Raw genomic sequence first — 19,074 nt, 5'->3', positions numbered from 1 at the left:
GAACCCCTTGATTGGCTGAAGAAGTGCAGCTTACAGCTCAAGCCCTCACTCCTGCCCGATCGACTCCAAAAACTCCGACCGCTCGTCACTCATTCGCGCCACGCAATCGTTCTGCGCAATCTTGAACGCCTTGCTGCCGTCCGTCGCCGGGAAGGCTTCTACGGCGCAGTCGGCGTCGCGGGTTTTCAGCCATTGTTGCTGGGCGGCTTTGAGTTTTGCGGTGATGTCGGCCAGTTGCGCCGGGTTCTTGCCGTAGGTGGTCTGCATGCGCTCGTTCAGGCTGGCGTAATTGTCCTTGAGCAGGTCCTCGGCGGTGGTGCGGCTGTAGGTCGAGCATTCCAGGGTCTGGACGTCGTTTTCCACCGCATCGCACGGGTTGTTGTCGGACTCTTCGGCGGCGTGTACGCCGGTTGCAATCAGGGCCAGGGCCAGGAAGATCGATTTCATTGATGTCGCCGCTCTAATCCAGTGGTGTTTCCGGGATGCGGCAGATTCTGGCTCAAGCTCGCGGGCTTGAACAGGTGGCCGGTCGGACCGGTTGGCGACCCTTTGTCGCGGATTGACGCTTTCGGCAATTCCCCTGTCGTTTTTGCACCCGGCTGGTCGCGCACCGAGGCATATGCTGGCCCCAAAGCGCCGGCAGACGATTCGGCGCATGAATCGCCAATAAGGGGACGCCTGATGAGCCCAGCCGAATTACACGCCGACAGCATCGTTATCGACGGTCTGATCATTGCCAAATGGAACCGCGAGCTGTTCGAAGACATGCGCAAGGGCGGTCTGACGGCGGCCAACTGCACCGTGTCGGTGTGGGAGGGCTTTCAGGCCACGGTCAACAACATCGCCGCCAGCCAGAAACTGATCCGTGAAAACAGCGACCTGGTAATCCCCGTCCGCACCACCGCCGACATCCGCAAGGCCAAGGAGCAGGGCAAGACCGGCATCCTCTTCGGCTTCCAGAACGCCCACGCGTTCGAAGACCAGATCGGCTATGTCGAGGTGTTCAAGCAGCTCGGCGTCGGCATCGTGCAGATGTGCTACAACACCCAGAACCTGGTGGGCACCGGTTGCTACGAACGTGACGGCGGCCTGTCGGGCTTCGGTCGCGAGATCGTCGCCGAGATGAACCGTGTCGGCGTCATGTGCGACCTGTCCCACGTCGGTTCCAAGACCTCCGAGGAAGTCATCCTCGAATCGAAAAAACCGGTCTGCTACTCCCATTGCCTGCCGTCGGGGCTGAAAGAGCACCCGCGCAACAAGTCCGATGAAGAGCTTAAGTTCATTGCCGACCATGGTGGTTTCGTCGGCGTGACCATGTTCGCGCCGTTCCTGGCCAAGGGCATCGATTCGACCATCGACGACTACGCCGAGGCCATCGAATACACCATGAACATCGTCGGCGAAGACGCCATCGGCATCGGCACCGACTTCACCCAGGGTCACGGTCAGGACTTCTTCGAATACCTGACCCACGACAAGGGCTACGCCCGCCGTCTGACCAACTTCGGCAAGATCATCAACCCGCTGGGCATCCGCACTGTCGGCGAGTTCCCGAACCTGACCGAAACCCTGCTCAAGCGCGGCCACTCCGAGCGAGTGGTACGCAAGATCATGGGCGAAAACTGGGTCAACGTCTTGAAAGACGTCTGGGGCGAGTAAGCCGCCGCTTCCCGAATACTTTCCTCCGGCCGTCCGCGCCGGGGGCAACACCAAAATTTTTCTGGAGTTAAGTTTCCATGGCCAAGATCGCCCCGCAATTGCCAATCGAAGTCGACAGCGAGACCGGTGTCTGGACCTCCGACGCCCTGCCGATGCTGTACGTGCCACGGCATTTCTTCGTCAACAACCACATGGGCATCGAGGAAGTGCTGGGCGCCGACGCCTATGCCGAAATCCTCTACAAGGCCGGCTACAAATCCGCCTGGCACTGGTGTGAAAAAGAAGCCGAGTGCCACGGCCTGGAAGGCGTCGCGGTGTTCGAGCACTACATGAAGCGCCTGTCGCAGCGCGGCTGGGGCCTGTTCAAGATCCAGGACATCGACCTCGACAAAGGTACCGCCAGCGTCAAGCTCGAACACTCGGCGTTCGTCTACGTCTACGGCAAGGTCGGGCGCAAGGTCGACTACATGTTCACCGGCTGGTTTGCCGGTGCCATGGACCAGATCCTCGCCGCTCGCGGCAGCAAGATCCGCACCGTGGCCGAGCAGGTTTACGGTGGCTCCGAAGAAGGCCACGACGACGGCCTGTTTATCGTCAAGCCGTTGTAAGTCGAGGAACCCGCCATGGCTTTCGAAGCAATGTTCCAGCCGATCCAGATTGGCAAACTGACCATCCGCAACCGCGTGCTCAGCACTGCGCACGCCGAGGTCTACGCGACCGACGGCGGCATGACCACCGAGCGGTACGTCAAATACTACGAAGAGAAAGCCAAGGGCGGCATCGGCCTGGCGATCTGTGGCGGTTCGTCCGTGGTGGCGATCGACAGCCCTCAGCAATGGTGGAGTTCGGTGAACCTGTCCACCGACCGGATCATCCCGCACTTCCAGAATCTCGCCGACGCCATGCACAAGCACGGCGCCAAGATCATGATCCAGATTACCCACATGGGCCGTCGCTCCCGTTGGGACGGTTTCCACTGGCCGACCCTGATGTCGCCGTCGGGCATCCGTGAACCGGTGCACCGCGCTACCTGCAAAACGATTGAGCCGGAAGAAATCTGGCGGGTGATCGGCAACTACGCGCAAGCCGCGCGCCGCGCCAAGGCCGGTGGCCTGGACGGTGTTGAACTGTCGGCCGTGCACCAGCACATGATCGACCAGTTCTGGAGCCCGCGCGTCAACAAGCGGACCGACGAATGGGGCGGCACTTTCGAAGGCCGGATGAAGTTCGGTCTGGAAGTCCTGAAAGCCGTGCGCGCCGAAGTCGGTGACGATTTCTGTGTCGGCATGCGCATCTGCGGTGACGAGTTCCACCCGGACGGTCTGTCCCACGAAGACATGAAGCAGATCGCCAAGTATTACGACGACACCGGCATGCTCGATTTCATCGGCGTCGTCGGCTCGGGTTGCGACACCCACAACACCCTGGCCAACGTGATTCCGAACATGAGTTACCCGCCGGAGCCGTTCCTGCACCTGGCGGCCGGGATCAAGGAAGTGGTCAAGGTCCCGGTGCTGCACGCACAGAACATCAAGGACCCGAACCAGGCCACGCGGATTCTGGAGGGCGGTTACGTCGACATGGTCGGCATGACCCGCGCCCACATCGCCGACCCGCACCTGATCGCCAAGATCAAGATGGGCCAGGTCGACCAGATCAAACAGTGCGTCGGCGCCAACTACTGCATCGACCGTCAGTATCAGGGCCTGGACGTGCTGTGCATCCAGAACGCCGCGACCTCCCGTGAATACATGGGCGTGCCGCACATCATCGAGAAATCCACCGGGCCGAAACGCAAGGTGGTGATTGTCGGTGCCGGCCCGGCGGGAATGGAAGCTGCTCGCGTGGCAGCCGAACGCGGCCACGACGTGACCCTGTTCGAGAAGAAAGAATTCATCGGCGGCCAGATCACTACCGCCTCGAAAGCGCCGCAGCGTGACCAGATCGCCGGTATCACCCGCTGGTTCCAGCTGGAGCTGGCGCGGCTGAAAGTCGACCTGCGTCTGGGCACTGCTGCAGATGCCGACACCATCATGGACCTGCGTCCGGACATCGTGGTGCTGGCGGTCGGCGGTCATCCGTACCTGGAGCAGAACGAACACTGGGGCGCCGCCGAAGGGCTGGTCGTCAGCAGCTGGGACGTGCTCGACGGCAAAGTTGCGCCGGGCAAGAACGTGCTGGTCTACGACACCATTTGCGAGTTCACCGGGATGTCGGTGGCCGACTTCCTCGCCGACAAGGGCAGCCAGGTCGAGATCGTCACCGACGACATCAAGCCGGGCGTGGCCATCGGCGGTACATCGTTCCCGACCTACTACCGCAGCATGTACCCGAAAGAAGTGATCATGACCGGCGACATGATGCTGGAGAAGGTCTACCGCGAAGGCGACAAACTCGTCGCGGTGCTGGAGAACGAATACACCGGCGCCAAAGAGGAGCGGGTGGTGGATCAGGTGGTCGTCGAGAACGGCGTGCGCCCGGACGAAGAAATCTACTACGCCCTCAAGGACGGCTCGCGCAACAAGGGCCAGATCGACGTCGAGGCGTTGTTCGCGATCCAGCCGCAACCTTCGCTGAGCAGCAATGGCGACGGTTACCTGCTGTTCCGCATCGGTGACTGCGTGGCGCAGCGTAATACCCACGCTGCGATCTATGACGCCCTGCGGTTGTGCAAGGATTTCTAAAACCACACCGAACCAATGTGGGAGCGGGCTTGCTCGCGAAGAACGATAACGCGGTACACCTGATACACCGCGTCGCCTGATTCGCGAGCAAGCCCGCTCCCACATGAGACCCCGCGGTCTTTGGGAGCTTCACCATGCTCAACACCCTTCTTCCCATCCTGATCTTTGCTGCCCTGGGCCTCGCGGCTCTCGGCGCATTGCGACGGATAAACATGTGGCGTCGGGGCCGGGCCTCGAAGGTCGATCTGATCGGCGGCCTGTTAGCCATGCCCAAGCGCTACATGGTCGATCTGCACCACGTGGTGGCGCGGGACAAATACATCGCCAACACCCACGTCGCCACGGCGGGCGGGGCGGTGGCGTCGATCGTGCTGGCGATTCTGGTGCACGGTTTCGGCCTGCATAACCGCATCCTCGGCTACGTGTTGCTGCTGATGACGGCGGTGATGTTCGTCGGGGCGATCTTCGTTTATCGGCGTCGTCTCAATCCTCCGTCGCGGCTGTCGAAAGGCCCGTGGATGCGCCTGCCGAAAAGCCTGCTGGCGTTCTCGGCTTCGTTCTTCCTGGTGACCTTGCCGGTGGCCGGGATCCTGCCGGAGAACTTCGGCGGCTGGGTGCTCGCAGTGATTCTCGGCATTGGCGTGCTGTGGGGCGTGTCGGAACTGTTCTTCGGCATGACCTGGGGCGGCCCGATGAAGCACGCGTTCGCCGGTGCTCTGCACCTGGCTTGGCACCGTCGCCCCGAACGGTTCTCTAGAAAAGACGGGCGCGGCGGTCGTTCCACCGGTTTGAAACCGCTGGATCTGAATGATCCGACCGCGCCGCTGGGCGTGGAAAAACCCAAGGATTTCACCTGGAACCAGTTGCTCGGTTTTGACGCCTGCGTGCAGTGCGGCAAGTGCGAAGCCGCTTGCCCGGCGTTCGCCGCCGGCCAGCCGCTGAACCCGAAAAAGCTGATTCAGGACATGGTCGTCGGCCTCGCCGGCGGCACCGACGCCAAATTCGCCGGCAGCCCGTATCCGGGCAAACCGGTGGGTGAACACAGCGGCAATCCACATCAACCGATCGTCAACGGTCTGGTCGATGCCGAAACCCTGTGGTCGTGCACCACTTGCCGCGCCTGCGTCGAGGAGTGCCCGATGATGATCGAGCACGTCGATGCCATCGTCGACATGCGTCGTCACCTGACCCTGGAAAAAGGCGCGACCCCGAACAAGGGCGCCGAAGTCCTGGAAAACCTGATTGCCACCGACAACCCTGGCGGTTTCGCCCCGGGCGGACGGATGAACTGGGCGGCGGATCTGAACCTCAATCTGCTCAGCGAGAAGAAGTCCACCGACGTGTTGTTCTGGGTCGGCGACGGCGCCTTTGACATGCGCAACCAGCGCACCTTGCGTGCGTTCGTCAAAGTGCTGAAAGCGGCCAAGGTCGACTTCGCGGTGCTGGGGCTTGAAGAGCGCGACAGCGGCGACGTGGCCCGGCGTCTGGGTGATGAAGCGACCTTCCAGTTGCTCGCCAAGCGCAACATCCAGACCCTGGCCAAATACAGCTTCAACCGCATCGTCACCTGCGATCCGCACAGCTTCCATGTGCTGAAAAACGAGTACGGCGCGTTCGATGGCAACTACCTCGTGCAGCACCACAGCACTTATCTGGCGGAAATCATCCAGGCCGGCGCGCTGAACCTCGGTCAGCACAAAGGCAACAGCGTGACCTATCACGATCCGTGCTACCTCGGCCGCTACAACGGCGAGTACGAAGCGCCGCGCGAAGTGCTGCGCGCCCTCGGCATCGAGATCAAGGAAATGCAACGGTCCGGCTTCCGTTCGCGCTGCTGCGGCGGCGGTGGCGGGGCGCCGATCACTGACATTCCGGGCAAGCAGCGGATCCCCGACATGCGCATGGAAGACATCCGCGAGACCGGCGCCGAGCTGGTGGCCGTGGGTTGTCCACAGTGCACGGCGATGCTCGAAGGCGTGGTCGAACCGCGTCCGCTGATCAAGGACATCGCCGAACTGGTGGCCGACGCGCTGCTCGAAGACGCCGCGCCGAACAAGCCTGCCACCCCGGCCAAACGTGAACCTGCGGAGGCCCACTGATGAGCGACATTATCCGCCGCGACCCCCGCGCCGAATGGATCGCACGCAACCGCCTGCACCCGCTGCACGCGGCCATGCAACCGGCGCAACACAGCTGGATGGGGCCCAACGGGATCATCCGCAAGAACCTGCACGGCATCGGTTTCATCGGGCCGAACGGCATCAAGCGCATCGACCGCAGCGGCGCCCAGCAGGGCGGGGCGGTCAAACGCTCGGCAGCGGTCGAAGTGCAATTGCCGCTGCATCAGGTGCCGGCCCCGGCGTTCTACATCAGCGTGGTGCCGGACATGGTCGGCGGCCGCTTGAGCAGCCACGACCGCGACCTGCTCGGCCTGGCCCATCAACTGGCCGGCAGCGACGGCGCGGTGCTGGCCGTGGTGTTCGGCGAGCACAAGGAAAACGCTTTCGCCACGGCGGGCGTTGACCGCTTGCTGGTGCTGGAAGGTGAAGAATTCAGCGGTTATGCACCGGAGCAACGAATCCAGGGCTTGCGGGCTGTGGATAACCAGTTCAATCCGCGTCACTGGTTGCTGCCGGACAGCCGCAGCGGTGGCGGCGAACTCGGTCGGCGCTTCGCGGCTGCGCTGGGCGAGCGCCCGGCTACACGGGTGTGGCAGGTCAAGGATCAGGAGTGCATTGGCCGGGCTGGTGCCGGGTTGCAGGATCTGGCCCGTCCGGTCGCACGGCTGATTCTGGCCTCGGCCGAATGTGCCGAGCCGGTCAGCGAAACCCGTCACGAAGCGTTGCCGGTGGAGTTATCCACACCCGTCGCGCGCAGCCTGTCGCGGATTGAGGATCTGGGCGCGGTGGCGGTGGATCCTGCAGCGATTCCGATGGCCGAGGCCGAGTTCATTTTCTCCGGCGGCAACGGGGTCAAGGATTGGGAGCTTTTCCACAGGACGGCCGCTGCCCTCGGCGCTACCGAAGGCGCTTCGCGGGTGGCGGTGGACGATGGCTTCATGGCCCGCGACCGTCAGGTCGGCGCGTCCGGCACCTGGGTCACCGCGCGGGTTTACGTGGCCGTGGGGATTTCCGGGGCGATCCAGCACCTGCAAGGCATCGGAGCCTGCGACAAGGTGGTGGCGATCAACCTCGATCCGGGTTGCGACATGATCAAGCGTGCCGACCTGTCGGTGATCGGCGAAAGCGCGGAAATTCTTCAGGCCTTGATCGCGGCGGTAGAGACCTACCGCAACGAAGCCAAGCGCGATGCGGCTTAAGGAACGGTTATGAGCACAAAGATCATCAGTCTGGTTTCAATCGGCGCCCACCCGACCTCCGGCCGCCCGCGCCGCGCCGATCAGGACGCCCGCGCGGTGGAACTCGGCTTGCAACTGGCGGGGGATAACCTGCAAGTGCTGCATGCCGGCGACATCGCGGAACCGGCGCTGCGCGCCTATCTGGGCATGGGGCTTGCGCAGATGCATGTGCTGGAACAACCGGCGGGCGCAGACGCGCTGCCGGCGTTGACCGAATATTTGCGGGATGCCGGTGCACAAGTCGTACTGACTGGCAGCCAGGCGGAAACCGGCGAGGGCTCGGGAATGTTGCCGTTCCTGCTGGCCGAAGGGCTGGGCTGGCCGCTGGTGGTTGGATTGGCGCAGGTCGAGTCGATCAACGACGGTTCTGCGCTGGTGCTGCAAGCGTTGCCCCGTGGGCAGCGCCGTCGGTTGAAAGTGCGCCTGCCGTTTCTGGCGACTGTGGATAACGCTGCGCCCAAGCCTCGGCAAAGTGCTTACGGCCCGGCGCGGCGCGGCGCTCTTCAGGCTAAAGACGTGGAAGTGGTGGATGACGAATTGCTGGCCGTGGCGACCCTGCAACAGGCCAAGCCTCGGCCAAAGCGGTTGAAGGTGATCAAGGCCAAGAGCGGGGCGGACCGGATGAAGGCGGCGACGGCGAAGGCTAGTGGGGGTGGGGGGCAGGTGCTTAAGGGTGTGACTGCTGAGGCTGGGGCTGAAGCCATTCTCAAGCTGCTGATCGAAGAAGGTGTTGTTCGTTGAAGAGCAAAAGCCCCTCACCCTAGCCCTCTCCCAAGGGGAGAGGGAACTGACCGAGTTGAACTGGCTATCTACATCGACCTGCGACTTCAGCGGTGACCTTGGTTCGCCAAGCATCGATCATCCTCTCGCCTTGATTTGAGAAAACCTGAGGTCGCGATGAGCGTCCAGGTCGACGTACCTCTCGAGATCACCACGGTAGGCCCCCTCTCCCCCCGGGAGAGGGCTGGGGTGAGGGCAACGGTCATAAGCCATCCACTTACTCAAAAATTACACACAATCCCTGTTAACCACTCTGTGGATAACATGTTCGCCCCTCTCCCAACCCCATACAAACCAAGCCCTCCAGCCCCCAGATCAAAAAATAACCAGCCTAACTCGCGGTTTTTTCTGAGTTTTTCCCCAGACCAACTCCCAGAGTTGCCCCCAATCTCTGTTGGCGTTTCTGTGGATAAGATGTTCGCTATCCGCTATGAGCCATATAAACCGTGGCTTACAAAGGTCTGATCAAAAAACGCTCAATTCTCCCTTTCAACCCGCCGATCCCCGCGCAAACCCCGATTTATCAACGCCTCAAGCGCTTTTCCACAGCACCCGCCAAGTTACCCCCGAACTCTGTTGGCGCTTCTGTGGATAAGGTGTTCGCCATCCTCTGCAAGCCACGTTATCCGTGCCATGCAGTGGTTTGATCAAAAAACAATCAATCGCTAATGGAAACCCTGCTTCTGGATAAGTCACGGTTTTTCTTCACAAAACCCCGATTATTTTCCAAGGTCATCCACAGTTGTCCCCATTAGCTGTGGGTGGCTATGTGGATAACTTGTTCGCCAAACGCTGCAACCCCCAGCGGGCTTAGTCCAAGCGGCAATTGATCACATTTCATACAGTTCTAAGAACCTGCCTTGACTTCGATCCGGTGCCTGTCTTCACTGCAATGGCACAAGGACAGCCGTCACTTATCCACATCTGGTTCAGGGAGAACGCGTGATGGATACCCAGCCAAACCGCTTACCCCTCAATCCCTGCACGCTCCGCGCTCTGCCGGCACCTTCGCCGCGAAAGCGCACGTTGCGTCGTGCCGCCAATCAGCACGCCCGTCTGTAGCGCCTGATTCCTGCCCAAACCGTTGTACTGCCGTCGGGATTTCCCGGAGGCCAGGTGCCCGTTCGCCCATTGATTGCAGGCAACCGCAGAGTTGCCCCATCTGCCTGAGAGAGGAACCACCTCATGACACGGATCGCAACGCCCATCAGCGACATCAAGGAACATTACGACGTGATCGTCATCGGCTCCGGGTATGGCGGCGGCATTGCCGCCTCGCGCCTGTCCCGGGCCGGTAAAAAGGTCTGTCTGCTGGAACGCGGCCGGGAAATCCAGCCCGGCGAATACCCCAACACCATGATCGCCGCGACCGAAGAGTTGCAGGTACACGACCCGGACGGCCACATCGGCTCGCGCACCGGGCTGTTCGATCTGCACGTCAACGCCCAGCAGAACGTGGTGGTCGGTTGCGGCCTCGGCGGCACGTCGCTGATCAATGCCAACGTTTCCCTGGAGCCGACCGCCGATGTGTTCAAGGATCCACGCTGGCCGCTGGCGGTGCGCGAGGACCACGACGGCCTGCTCAAGGCGGGTTACGAAAAGGCCCGGGAGATGCTCAAACCCAATCCCTACCCGAGCACCGCGCCAAACCTGCCGAAACTCGATGCCAACAAAAAATCCGCAGACTTCCTCAAGCAAGGCGCGCACTTCTACAAGCCGCCGATCAACGTGACCTTCGACAAACTGCCCAACAACCTCAACCACGTTGGCGTCGAGCAACTGCCGTGCAACCACTGCGGCGACTGCGTTTCGGGCTGTAACAACAAGGCCAAGAACACCACGCTGATGAACTACCTGCCGGACGCCACCAATCACGGCGCGGAGATTTTCTGCCAGGCCCAGGTGCGGCATCTGGAGCGCGACGGCAACGGCTGGATCGTGCACTTCCAGTATCTCGACAGCGGCCGCGAGAAGTTCGACGCGCCGACGTTGTTCGTGAAAGCCGACATCGTGGTGGTGTCCGCCGGCACCCTCGGCTCCACCGAGATTCTGCTGCGCTCGCGGGACAAGGGCCTGGTGATGTCCGGCCAGCTCGGCGAGAACATGAGCGGCAACGGCGACATCCTCGGCTTTGGCCACAACTGCGAGCAGACCATCAACGGCATCGGTTTCGGCGCGCATTCGGCCAAGGAACTGCAACCGGTCGGCCCGTGCATCACCTCGATCATCGACATGCGCACCGAGGGTGACCGCAGCAGTCGCATGGTCATCGAGGAAGGTTCGATCCCCGGCGCACTCGGCCGGCCGATGGTGCCGGCGATGGCCGGGTTTGCCGAGATGATCGGCAAGCCCACCGACGACAGCTTCAGCGGCAAAGTGAAGTACAAGGAGCGCGAAGCCGAAAGCTTCCTGCGCGGCCCGTATCACGGCGCGCTGCACAACATGCAGACCTACCTGATCATGAGCCACGACAGCGGCCAGGGGCGCATGGTCCTCGACAGCAAGGATCAACTGCGCATCGACTGGCCGGGCGTCGGCGAGCAGGAAAACTTCAAGATCGGCAACGAACGCCTCTACCAGAGCACCAAGGCCCTGGGCGGGATCTGGGTCGAGAATCCGATCTGGACCAAGCTGCTCAAGCACAGCATCGTCTCGGTGCATCCGCTGGGCGGTTGTGTGATGGGTGAAGACGCCGCGCAAGGCGTGGTCAACCACAAGGGCCAGGTGTTCAGTGGTGCGACCGGCACCGATGTTTACGCCAATCTGTACGTGACCGACGGTGCGGTGATCCCGACGTCACTGGCGGTCAACCCGCTGCTGACCATCTCCGCCGTGAGCGAGCGCAACATGGGCCTGCTGGCCGCCGATCGTGGCTGGACGATCGATTACACGCTGCCATCGGCGCCGCGCAAACAGACCGCGCCGCCGACCCTCGGTGTACAGTTCACCGAAACCATGAAGGGCTACTTCTCCCGCGCTTTTACCGCTGCGCAAAGCACCGACCTCAAAGTCTATGAAGCCGCCGCCAAACGCGGCGAAGCGGACAACTCGCCAATCGACTTCACCCTGACCATCACCGCCAACGACCTCAACCGGATGATCAAGGAACCGGAACACGCCGCGACCATCGTCGGCACGGTGATCGCCCCGGCGCTGTCGCCGGAACCGCTGACCGCCAGTAACGGTGTGTTCAACCTGTTCGAGCAGTTCGAGCAGCAGGTCGATACGCGTCACATGAAGTACGACATGAAGCTGACCGCCGAGGACGGCCACGACTATTTCTTCAGCGCCTTCAAGACCGTGCCGGAAGACAACGGCGTGCTGAATATCTGGCACGACACCAGCACCCTCTACGTCACGCTGTATCGCGGGCCGGACAAGACCGGCGAGGTGATCGGCTCCGGGGTGATGCACATCAAACCGACCGATTTCGCCAAGCAGATGACCACCATGAAAGTCCTCAATGCGCGCAACGAGCGTGAGCGCATCGAAGGGCTGGCGCGGTTCGGCAAGTTCTTCGCCGGGATTCTCTGGGAGAGTTACGGCGGGGTGTTTGCCGGCGACAAATACTTCAACCCCGACGCACCGCCACGCTTGAAACGGCCACTGGATGCGCCGACGCCGGCCGTGCATTTCTTCTCCACCGAAGATGGCTTGCAGTTGCGCCTGACTCGTTATCAGGCCGGTAACAAAGGCCCGGTGATGCTGGTGCATGGTTTGGGTGTGGGCTCGAATATCTTCTCGACCGATACGATCCAGACCAACCTGCTCGAATTTCTGTGCAAGCACGACTACGACGTGTGGCTGCTGGATTTCCGGGTGAGCATCCTGCTGCCGGCGAGCAAGAAGGAATGGAACGGCGACCAGATCGCCCAGTACGACTTCAAGGCCGCCATCGCACAGATCCAGCAGGAAACCAAAGCCAAAGACGTGCAGTGCGTGGTGCATTGCTACGGCGCCACCACCTTCTTCATGTCGCTGCTCGCCGGTTTGCAGGGCGTGCGTTCGGTGGTCTGCTCGCAGATTGCCGCCGACACGGTGGTCGCGACCGCAACGGGGCTGAAGGCCGGTCTGCACTTGCCAGGAATGCTCGACGCGATCGGTATCAAATCCATGACCGCCTATGCCGACAGCAAGGAGAACTGGTTTAACCGCCTCTACGACAAGGCGCTCAACGGCTACGCACGGATCGAAGCCCAGGGCTATTGCACCAACCCGGTGTGCCACCGCATCACCTTCATGTACGCCTCGCTCTATCGCCACGACACCCTCAACGAGACGCTGCACGACAACCTGCACGAGCTGTTCGGCGAGTCGAACATCGAGACCTTCGAGCATTTGGCGCTGATCGTGCGCAAAGGGCATCTGGTGGATTTCAAAGGGCACGACGTGTACATGCCGCACTTCGACCGGCTGACCATGCCGATCTGCTTCATCAGCGGCGCCGACAACCAGTGTTATCTGCCGGAAAGCACGCTCAAGACCTACCAGCGGGTTTGCGAGAAACACGGATCGGAACGCTACAGCCGGCATGTGGTGCCGGGTTACGGCCATATCGATTGCATGTTCGGCAAGAACGCGGTGGTCGATGTGTATCCGATCATCCTTGAACACCTGGAGAAAACAGCCCTCGGTTGATCTCGGACCGAGTCGTCCGCTTCGCGGGCTTGCTCGCGAAAGCGGAATGTCTGGCGCTGCATCTCTCAGGTCTGCACAAGGAAATGGATGACATGGACAGCTACATCCGCTGGTTTCAACGCTTCATCTGGCTCGGCATTGCGATGAACATGGTGTTTGCGATCCCGGCGCTGTTTGCGCCGGGGTTGCTGACATCGGTGGTCGGCCTGCCGCCGCAACTCTCCGACCCGTGGCTGGAAAACGCCGGGATGCTGCTGGTCGGCATCAGCGTGTTCTACATGCCGTCGGGCTTCAACGCGCCGCGCTACGTGGTGCATTCCTGGCTGTGCGTGCTGACGCGGCTGATCGCCGTGGCGTTCTGGATTTACCTGATCAACACCAGCAGTCAGGGTTCGGTGTTCGTGCCGATGCTGATGGGCGATCTGAGCTTTTTCCTGATCCTCGGCATCCTGCTGTACCTCGGCACCACGCCTGAAAACCGGCCACTGGCGCTGCTCTGTGACGGCTGGCGCGAATGGCGCACAGCGTGGGCGCGGCAGTGGCAGAGTCACGCGTTCAAGGTCGGCACGCTGATCGTTGTAGCACTGCTGGCGTTCATCGGTTACCAGACCTGGTATCAGATGCTGCGCGTGGTGCCGGAGCAGGAGTACGCCTCCGACGAAGACCACTACAAATACGCCGCCATCGGTCTCGGCATAGAGGCGCGGATTCCGTATTACCTGTTCTCCGTGCTGCCACAGATGTGCCCGGAAAAGCTGCCAAAACCCGGCGGCTGGGAGGTCTTCGGTTTCCTGTTCGAGAACGGCAAGGACCTGCCGATCGGCATGGCCAAGCGGCAGATCGGCTACCCGACCGTCGAGCCGAACTGCGCGCTGTGCCACACCGGTTCCTACCGGGCCAATGCCAGCGACGTCGCGGTCAACGTGCCGAGCGCACCGGCCAATACCCTGCAACTGCAGGCTTTCCAGTGGTTCGCCTACGACTGCGCCAGTGATCCGAAATTCACCACCGACGCGGTGATGGCGGCGATCAACAGCAAGTTCCAGCTGGGCTTTTTCGAGCGGATCTACAACCGTTACCTGATCATCCCGATGGCCAAGACCGCGCTGCTCAAACAGAAGCAGGCCTACGCCTGGCAGAAGCTGCGCCCGCAACAGGGGCCGGGGCGCACCGACACGTTCAACCCGACGAAAATGGTGGTGTTCGGCTTCCCGGATGACTCGACCATCGGCACCGTCGACCTGCCGCAAGTGTGGAACCAGAAACCCCGGGAATCGATGTACCTGCACTGGGACGGCAATAACAACAAGATCCATGAGCGCAACTATGCTGCCGCGATGGCCGTGGGCGCGACGCCGGAATCGGTGCTGCCGCCAAGTTTCAACCGCGTCACCAACTGGCTGCTCGGGCACAAGGCGCCGGCGTGGCCGTGGGCACTGGATCAGGCCAAAGTCGCCCAGGGCAAACCGGTGTGGGAGGCTAACTGCGCGGGTTGTCACGATTTCGGTCGCGTCGACACCGGGCAAGTCACCACCAACATCGACCAGCTCGGCACCGATCCGCACCGGCTGAACTCGTTCACCACCGGGCTGGTGGCGGCGTTCCACACCTTCAAGAAACCGCCGTTCGATTTCGGCGCCTATCGCAAGACCCAGAGCTACAGCAACACGCCCACCGACGGCATCTGGCTGCGTGCGCCGTACCTGCACAACGGTTCGGTGCCGACCCTGTGGGACTTGCTGCAACCGCCGGAAAAACGTCCGCAGGTGTTCATCACCGGCTCCGATGTCTACGACCCGGTCAACGTCGGTTTCGTGACCAGTGGCGCCCAGGCCAAAGCTTCGGCGGACTTCACCTACGACACGCGCCTGGAGGGCAACCACAACAGCGGTCACCTGTACGGCACGACACTGTCGAACGACGACAAGCGTGCGCTGATCGAATTCATGAAAACCCTGTGAACCCTTACGGATAGAGGATTACGTCATGTCAGCGGTCGGTCATCTGAAACACGAATACGACAAGGTCAAGGTGCGCCTGCACGGCTTGTTCACGCGCATCGAAATGGCCTGGATGAAGCTCATCAGCGAGCTGGAGCCGCAGGAGTTTCAAGCCATCATCAAATTGCTCCAGCGTGGTCACGACCAGGCGCAGTACGTGCTCAAGCACGGCGAGCTGCCGGACGACGAACCGGCCGTTCCGTGGGAGTTGTCCCATGGCCTGTCGATCCTGCGCATCGGCAACGCGACGCCGTTGCCGCAATCGCCCGATCAACTGCAGACCAAGGTGCTCAAGGACGGCACGCTGCTCGGCTGTCGCAAGTGGGAGCTGCTGGATCTGCTGTGGAGCGAGGCGCTGCTCAAGTGGATCGAGAACCTGCGCCATCACGCGACCTTCGGCACCGATCCGGCGCTGGTGAAAATGGATCGCCAGGTAACGCTGGCGATTGCCGGCGACTGGGGCACCGGGCCGTTCAACAGCCATGCACCGGCGGTGTCGGTGGCGAACCAGATGGCACTGGCCAATGCCGATTTCACCATTCACCTGGGGGACGTTTATTACGCCGGCACCCACTCCCAGGAAGACACCGACATGGCCGGCTGGCCGATGGGCACCCACGGCTCGTTCACCCTCAATTCCAACCACGAGATGTACAGCGGCGCCCACGGCTATTTCAAGGAACTGGCCGCGCGCTTTCCGGGGCAGCAGGGCACCAGCTACTTTGCCCTGATCAACGACGACTGGCTGATTGTCGGGCTGGACACGGCGTACGCCTCGGACGTCATGAACCTGTACATGGACGGCACGCTGAACAAGCCGCAGATCGAGTGGATGAAAGGCCTGCCGAAGCGCAAGAAACTCATGGTGCTCAGCCACCATCAGGGCTTCGACATCACCGGGCACAACAAGACCGCGCTGTATCAACCGGTGTGCGATGCATTGGGGCGCGAGCCGGATTACTGGTACTGGGGGCATCTGCATAACGGCATCGTCTATGCGCCACAAGGTGGACTGCATGCGCGCTGTGCCGGGCACGGAGCGATTCCCTATGGGATCACCAGCGAGCTGAACGGGCATTCGCGGGTGCTGTTTTCGGAGACGAAGGATGCGAACGATCCGGACTATCCGCTGCGGGTGTTGAACGGGTACGCGAAGATCAGGTTGGTGGGGGAGGAGATTTTCGAGGAGTTTATTGGCGAGGATGGATCGGTGAGGTGGTCATCGAAGTGATCCGTTTGATCGATCCCGCGCAGGACGCGGGAACGATCAATGATGCGAATCAGCCCTGAACCGGAACACCCTTGAGATACGGCGCAGGCTCGGCCCCGAGGTTGCTCAGCATCCGCTCGCTGTACCAGTCCACGAAGTTGACCACGCCGAATTCATAAGTCTTGGAATACGGCCCTGGCTGGTACGCGGTGGAGTTGATCCCGCGCTGGTTTTCTTCGGCCAGGCGACGGTCCTGATCGTTGGTCGCGTCCCACACTTTGCGCATGCGCTCGACGTCGTAGTCCACGCCTTCGACCGCATCCTTGTGCACGATCCACTTGGTGGTGACCATGGTTTCCTGGGCGCTGATCGGCCACACGGTGAACACGATGATGTGGTCGCCCATGCAGTGGTTCCACGAGTGCGGCAGGTGCAGGATGCGCATCGAACCCAGATCCGGGTTCTTGATCCGGCCCATCAGTTTGGCGCAGCCCTGTTTGCCGTCCATGGTCATCGACACAGTGCCCTTGAGCAGCGGCATGCGCACGATGCGGTTGCGCAGGCCGAAACTGGCGTGGGCGTAAGGGATTTTCTCGGCTTCCCAGGCAGCGGCGGAGGCGGCGACGTGATCCTTGAACGCCTGATCGGCGCGCGGGTCGGTGACGTCGTCCCACTCCAGCAGGGTTTTCAGCAACTCCGGGTGCGAACCGTTGCAGTGGTAGCACTCGCGGTTGTTTTCCAGCACCAGCTTCCAGTTGGCCTTTTCCATCAAGGTGGTGGTAATCGCCACCTTGGTGTTTTCCATGTCGTACGGTTCCATGTAGTGGTTCAGCGTCGACAGGAAGTCATCGATGGCCGGCGGGTTCTCCGCCAGGCTGATGAAGATGTAGCCGCCGGCAGTCTTCACACTCACCGGTTTGAGGCCGTATTGCTTCATGTCGAAGTCGGCGCCCATCTCGGTGCCTGCGAACAGCAAGCGACCGTCCAGCTCATAGGTCCACTGGTGGTAGTGGCAGACCAGTTTGGCGACCTTGCCCTTGTCGCTGGTGCACAGGCGCGAGCCACGGTGGCGGCAGACGTTGTGGAACGCGTGCACCACGCCTTCGGCTCCGCGAATGACGATGATCGGGTTCTTGCCGATCTGCAGGGTGATGTAGTTGCCCTTGGCCGGGATTTCGCAGGTCATGCCCGCGATCAACCACTCTTTCTGGAAGATCTCCTGCATGTCGATATCGAACAGGCGTTCGTCACTGTAGAACGGTTGCGGCAGCGAATAGGTGCGCTCGCGCTCCTGCAGCATTTGCGCGGTGGCCTTGCGTGCGGGTTCCAGCAGGTCGCCCAGGCTGATTTTTGCGGTGTCCATCGATGAATTCCTCAAGGCCATCTGCGTGGCCGCGAAAGTGGCTGATCAGGGTTGCTACGCAAGGTGTAAAGAATCTGTTTGTGTTGGGGGCGAGTGTGGGGCCGGCGCTGCCCGGAACCTTATCCATGGGCGACATGGTGCAATCTGTTCCCGACGCGCAACCCCCGGTGGTTGGGGGCTGGTCGCGATAAGTATGTGAATGTCGCGGATAGGTAAACGGGCCGTTCGCGCTATACGCAGAATCGCCACATGAAGGCCGACAGTCGGCCGTGGAGAACAGCATGTCGAACAGCTTCCTGAATCCGGTCACCACCCAGACCTGGGCCAATGGCCGACACATCGTCCGTTGCGTCAAAGTCATCCAGGAAACCTGGGATGTGCGCACCTTCTGCTTCATGGCCGACCAGCCGATCCTGTTCTTCTTCAAGCCCGGGCAGTTCGTGACCCTGGAGCTGGAAATCGACGGCCAGCCGATCATGCGTTCGTACACCATCTCCAGCTCGCCGTCGGTGCCGTACAGCTTTTCGGTGACCATCAAGCGCGTGCCGGGGGGCAAGGTGTCCAACTGGCTGCACGACACCCTGCATGAAGGTCAGGAGCTGGCGGTGCACGGACCGGTCGGGCTGTTCAACGCCATCGATTTCCCGAGCCCGAAAGTGCTGTACCTCAGCGGCGGTGTCGGCATCACCCCGGTGATGTCCATGGCGCGCTGGTTCTACGACACCAACGGCAACGTCGACATGACGTTCATCCATAGTGCCCGTTCGCCGAAAGACATCATTTACCACCGCGAGCTGGAACACATGGCGTCGCGGATCGACAACTTCAGCCTGCACCTGATCTGCGAGAAACACGGGCTGGGCGAGCCTTGGGCCGGCTATCGCGGCTACCTCAACCACAAGATGCTGGAACTGATGGTGCCGGACTTCCTCGAGCGCGAAGTCTTCTGCTGCGGCCCGACGCCGTACATGACGGCGGTCAAGCGCCTGCTGGAAAACGCCGGTTACGACATGAAGCGCTATCACGAGGAATCCTTTGGTGCCACGCCACCGGAGGCTCGTGCCGACGCGGTGGAGCAGGCGGAACAGGCGGCAGAGGCGCCGGAAGTGCCGGCGGCGGATCTGCACCTGGTGGAATTCACCTCATCGGACAAGAGCATCCGCGTAGCCCCGGGCGAGACCGTGCATGCGGCGGCGGCGAAGGTCGGCCTGATGATTCCGAAAGCCTGCGGCATGGGGATTTGCGGGACGTGCAAGGTGCTCAAGCTGGGCGGCGAGGTGGAGATGGATCACAACGGCGGTATTACTGAGGACGACGAGGCGGAGGGGTACATTCTTTCTTGCTGCAGCGTGCCGAAGGGGGATGTGCGGATCGAATATTGA

12 protein-coding genes are annotated in these 19,074 nt (G+C 61.6%); 10 read left to right on the top strand and 2 right to left on the bottom strand.

Features of this window, described 5'->3' with window-relative positions; all coding sequences use genetic code 11:
* Positions 1 to 45: 45 nt before the first annotated feature.
* Positions 46 to 447 (bottom strand): lysozyme inhibitor LprI family protein, encoded by a 402-nt coding sequence (locus QR290_RS27205; RefSeq protein WP_115080012.1) that lies wholly within the window; start codon positions 445 to 447, stop codon positions 46 to 48.
* Between the two features lie 234 nt (positions 448 to 681).
* On the opposite strand from QR290_RS27205, the gene QR290_RS27200 reads away from it, so the two are divergent.
* From QR290_RS27200 to QR290_RS27160, 9 genes are all read left to right on the top strand, one after another.
* A complete protein-coding gene (locus tag QR290_RS27200) occupies positions 682 to 1,659 on the top strand; it encodes a dipeptidase (RefSeq protein WP_007959776.1) in 978 nt (325 codons plus the stop codon).
* Between the two features lie 77 nt (positions 1,660 to 1,736).
* Positions 1,737 to 2,267 (top strand): 4-vinyl reductase, encoded by a 531-nt coding sequence (locus QR290_RS27195; RefSeq protein WP_003177589.1) that lies wholly within the window; start codon positions 1,737 to 1,739, stop codon positions 2,265 to 2,267.
* Positions 2,268 to 2,282: 15 nt separating this feature from the next.
* Entirely contained in the window at positions 2,283 to 4,343 is a 2,061-nt protein-coding gene (dgcA, locus tag QR290_RS27190) for a dimethylglycine demethylation protein DgcA (RefSeq protein WP_085688582.1), read from the top strand.
* 134 nt (positions 4,344 to 4,477) lie between these two features.
* Positions 4,478 to 6,442 carry a dimethylglycine demethylation protein DgcB gene (gene dgcB, locus QR290_RS27185; protein ID WP_115079451.1) on the top strand — a complete coding sequence of 655 codons (1,965 nt, stop codon included), beginning with the start codon at positions 4,478 to 4,480 and terminating at the stop codon, positions 6,440 to 6,442.
* Positions 6,442 to 7,662 carry an electron transfer flavoprotein subunit alpha gene (etfA, locus tag QR290_RS27180; RefSeq protein WP_289203956.1) on the top strand — a complete coding sequence of 407 codons (1,221 nt, stop codon included), beginning with the start codon at positions 6,442 to 6,444 and terminating at the stop codon, positions 7,660 to 7,662. Before dgcB ends, etfA begins: the two co-directional genes overlap by 1 nt.
* Before the next feature lie 9 nt (positions 7,663 to 7,671).
* Entirely contained in the window at positions 7,672 to 8,442 is a 771-nt protein-coding gene (gene etfB / locus QR290_RS27175; RefSeq protein ID WP_289203955.1) for an electron transfer flavoprotein subunit beta, read from the top strand.
* 1,224 nt (positions 8,443 to 9,666) lie between these two features.
* The gene (locus QR290_RS27170) at positions 9,667 to 13,119 is read left to right on the top strand and encodes a GMC family oxidoreductase N-terminal domain-containing protein (protein ID WP_289203954.1); all 3,453 of its coding nucleotides are present in this window, start codon (positions 9,667 to 9,669) and stop codon (positions 13,117 to 13,119) included.
* 92 nt (positions 13,120 to 13,211) lie between these two features.
* Positions 13,212 to 15,080: a hypothetical protein gene (locus QR290_RS27165; RefSeq protein WP_289203953.1), complete on the top strand. Its 1,869-nt coding sequence runs from the start codon at positions 13,212 to 13,214 to the stop codon at positions 15,078 to 15,080.
* Between the two features lie 25 nt (positions 15,081 to 15,105).
* Positions 15,106 to 16,350, top strand: coding sequence for a metallophosphoesterase family protein (locus QR290_RS27160; RefSeq protein WP_289203952.1), 1,245 nt, complete (start codon positions 15,106 to 15,108; stop codon positions 16,348 to 16,350).
* 49 nt (positions 16,351 to 16,399) lie between these two features.
* Here the strand turns inward: QR290_RS27160 and gbcA are convergent, their stop codons facing one another.
* Positions 16,400 to 17,692: a glycine-betaine demethylase subunit GbcA gene (gene gbcA, locus QR290_RS27155; RefSeq protein ID WP_289203951.1), complete on the bottom strand. Its 1,293-nt coding sequence runs from the start codon at positions 17,690 to 17,692 to the stop codon at positions 16,400 to 16,402.
* A 281-nt stretch (positions 17,693 to 17,973) separates the two neighbouring features.
* On the opposite strand from gbcA, the gene gbcB reads away from it, so the two are divergent.
* Entirely contained in the window at positions 17,974 to 19,074 is a 1,101-nt protein-coding gene (gene gbcB / locus QR290_RS27150) for a glycine-betaine demethylase subunit GbcB (RefSeq protein ID WP_179693453.1), read from the top strand.

Origin of the sequence: Pseudomonas fluorescens (assembly GCF_030344995.1) — a bacterium.
Taxonomy (GTDB): domain Bacteria; phylum Pseudomonadota; class Gammaproteobacteria; order Pseudomonadales; family Pseudomonadaceae; genus Aquipseudomonas; species Aquipseudomonas fluorescens_BF.
This window is presented reverse-complemented; position numbering and strand designations above follow the sequence as displayed.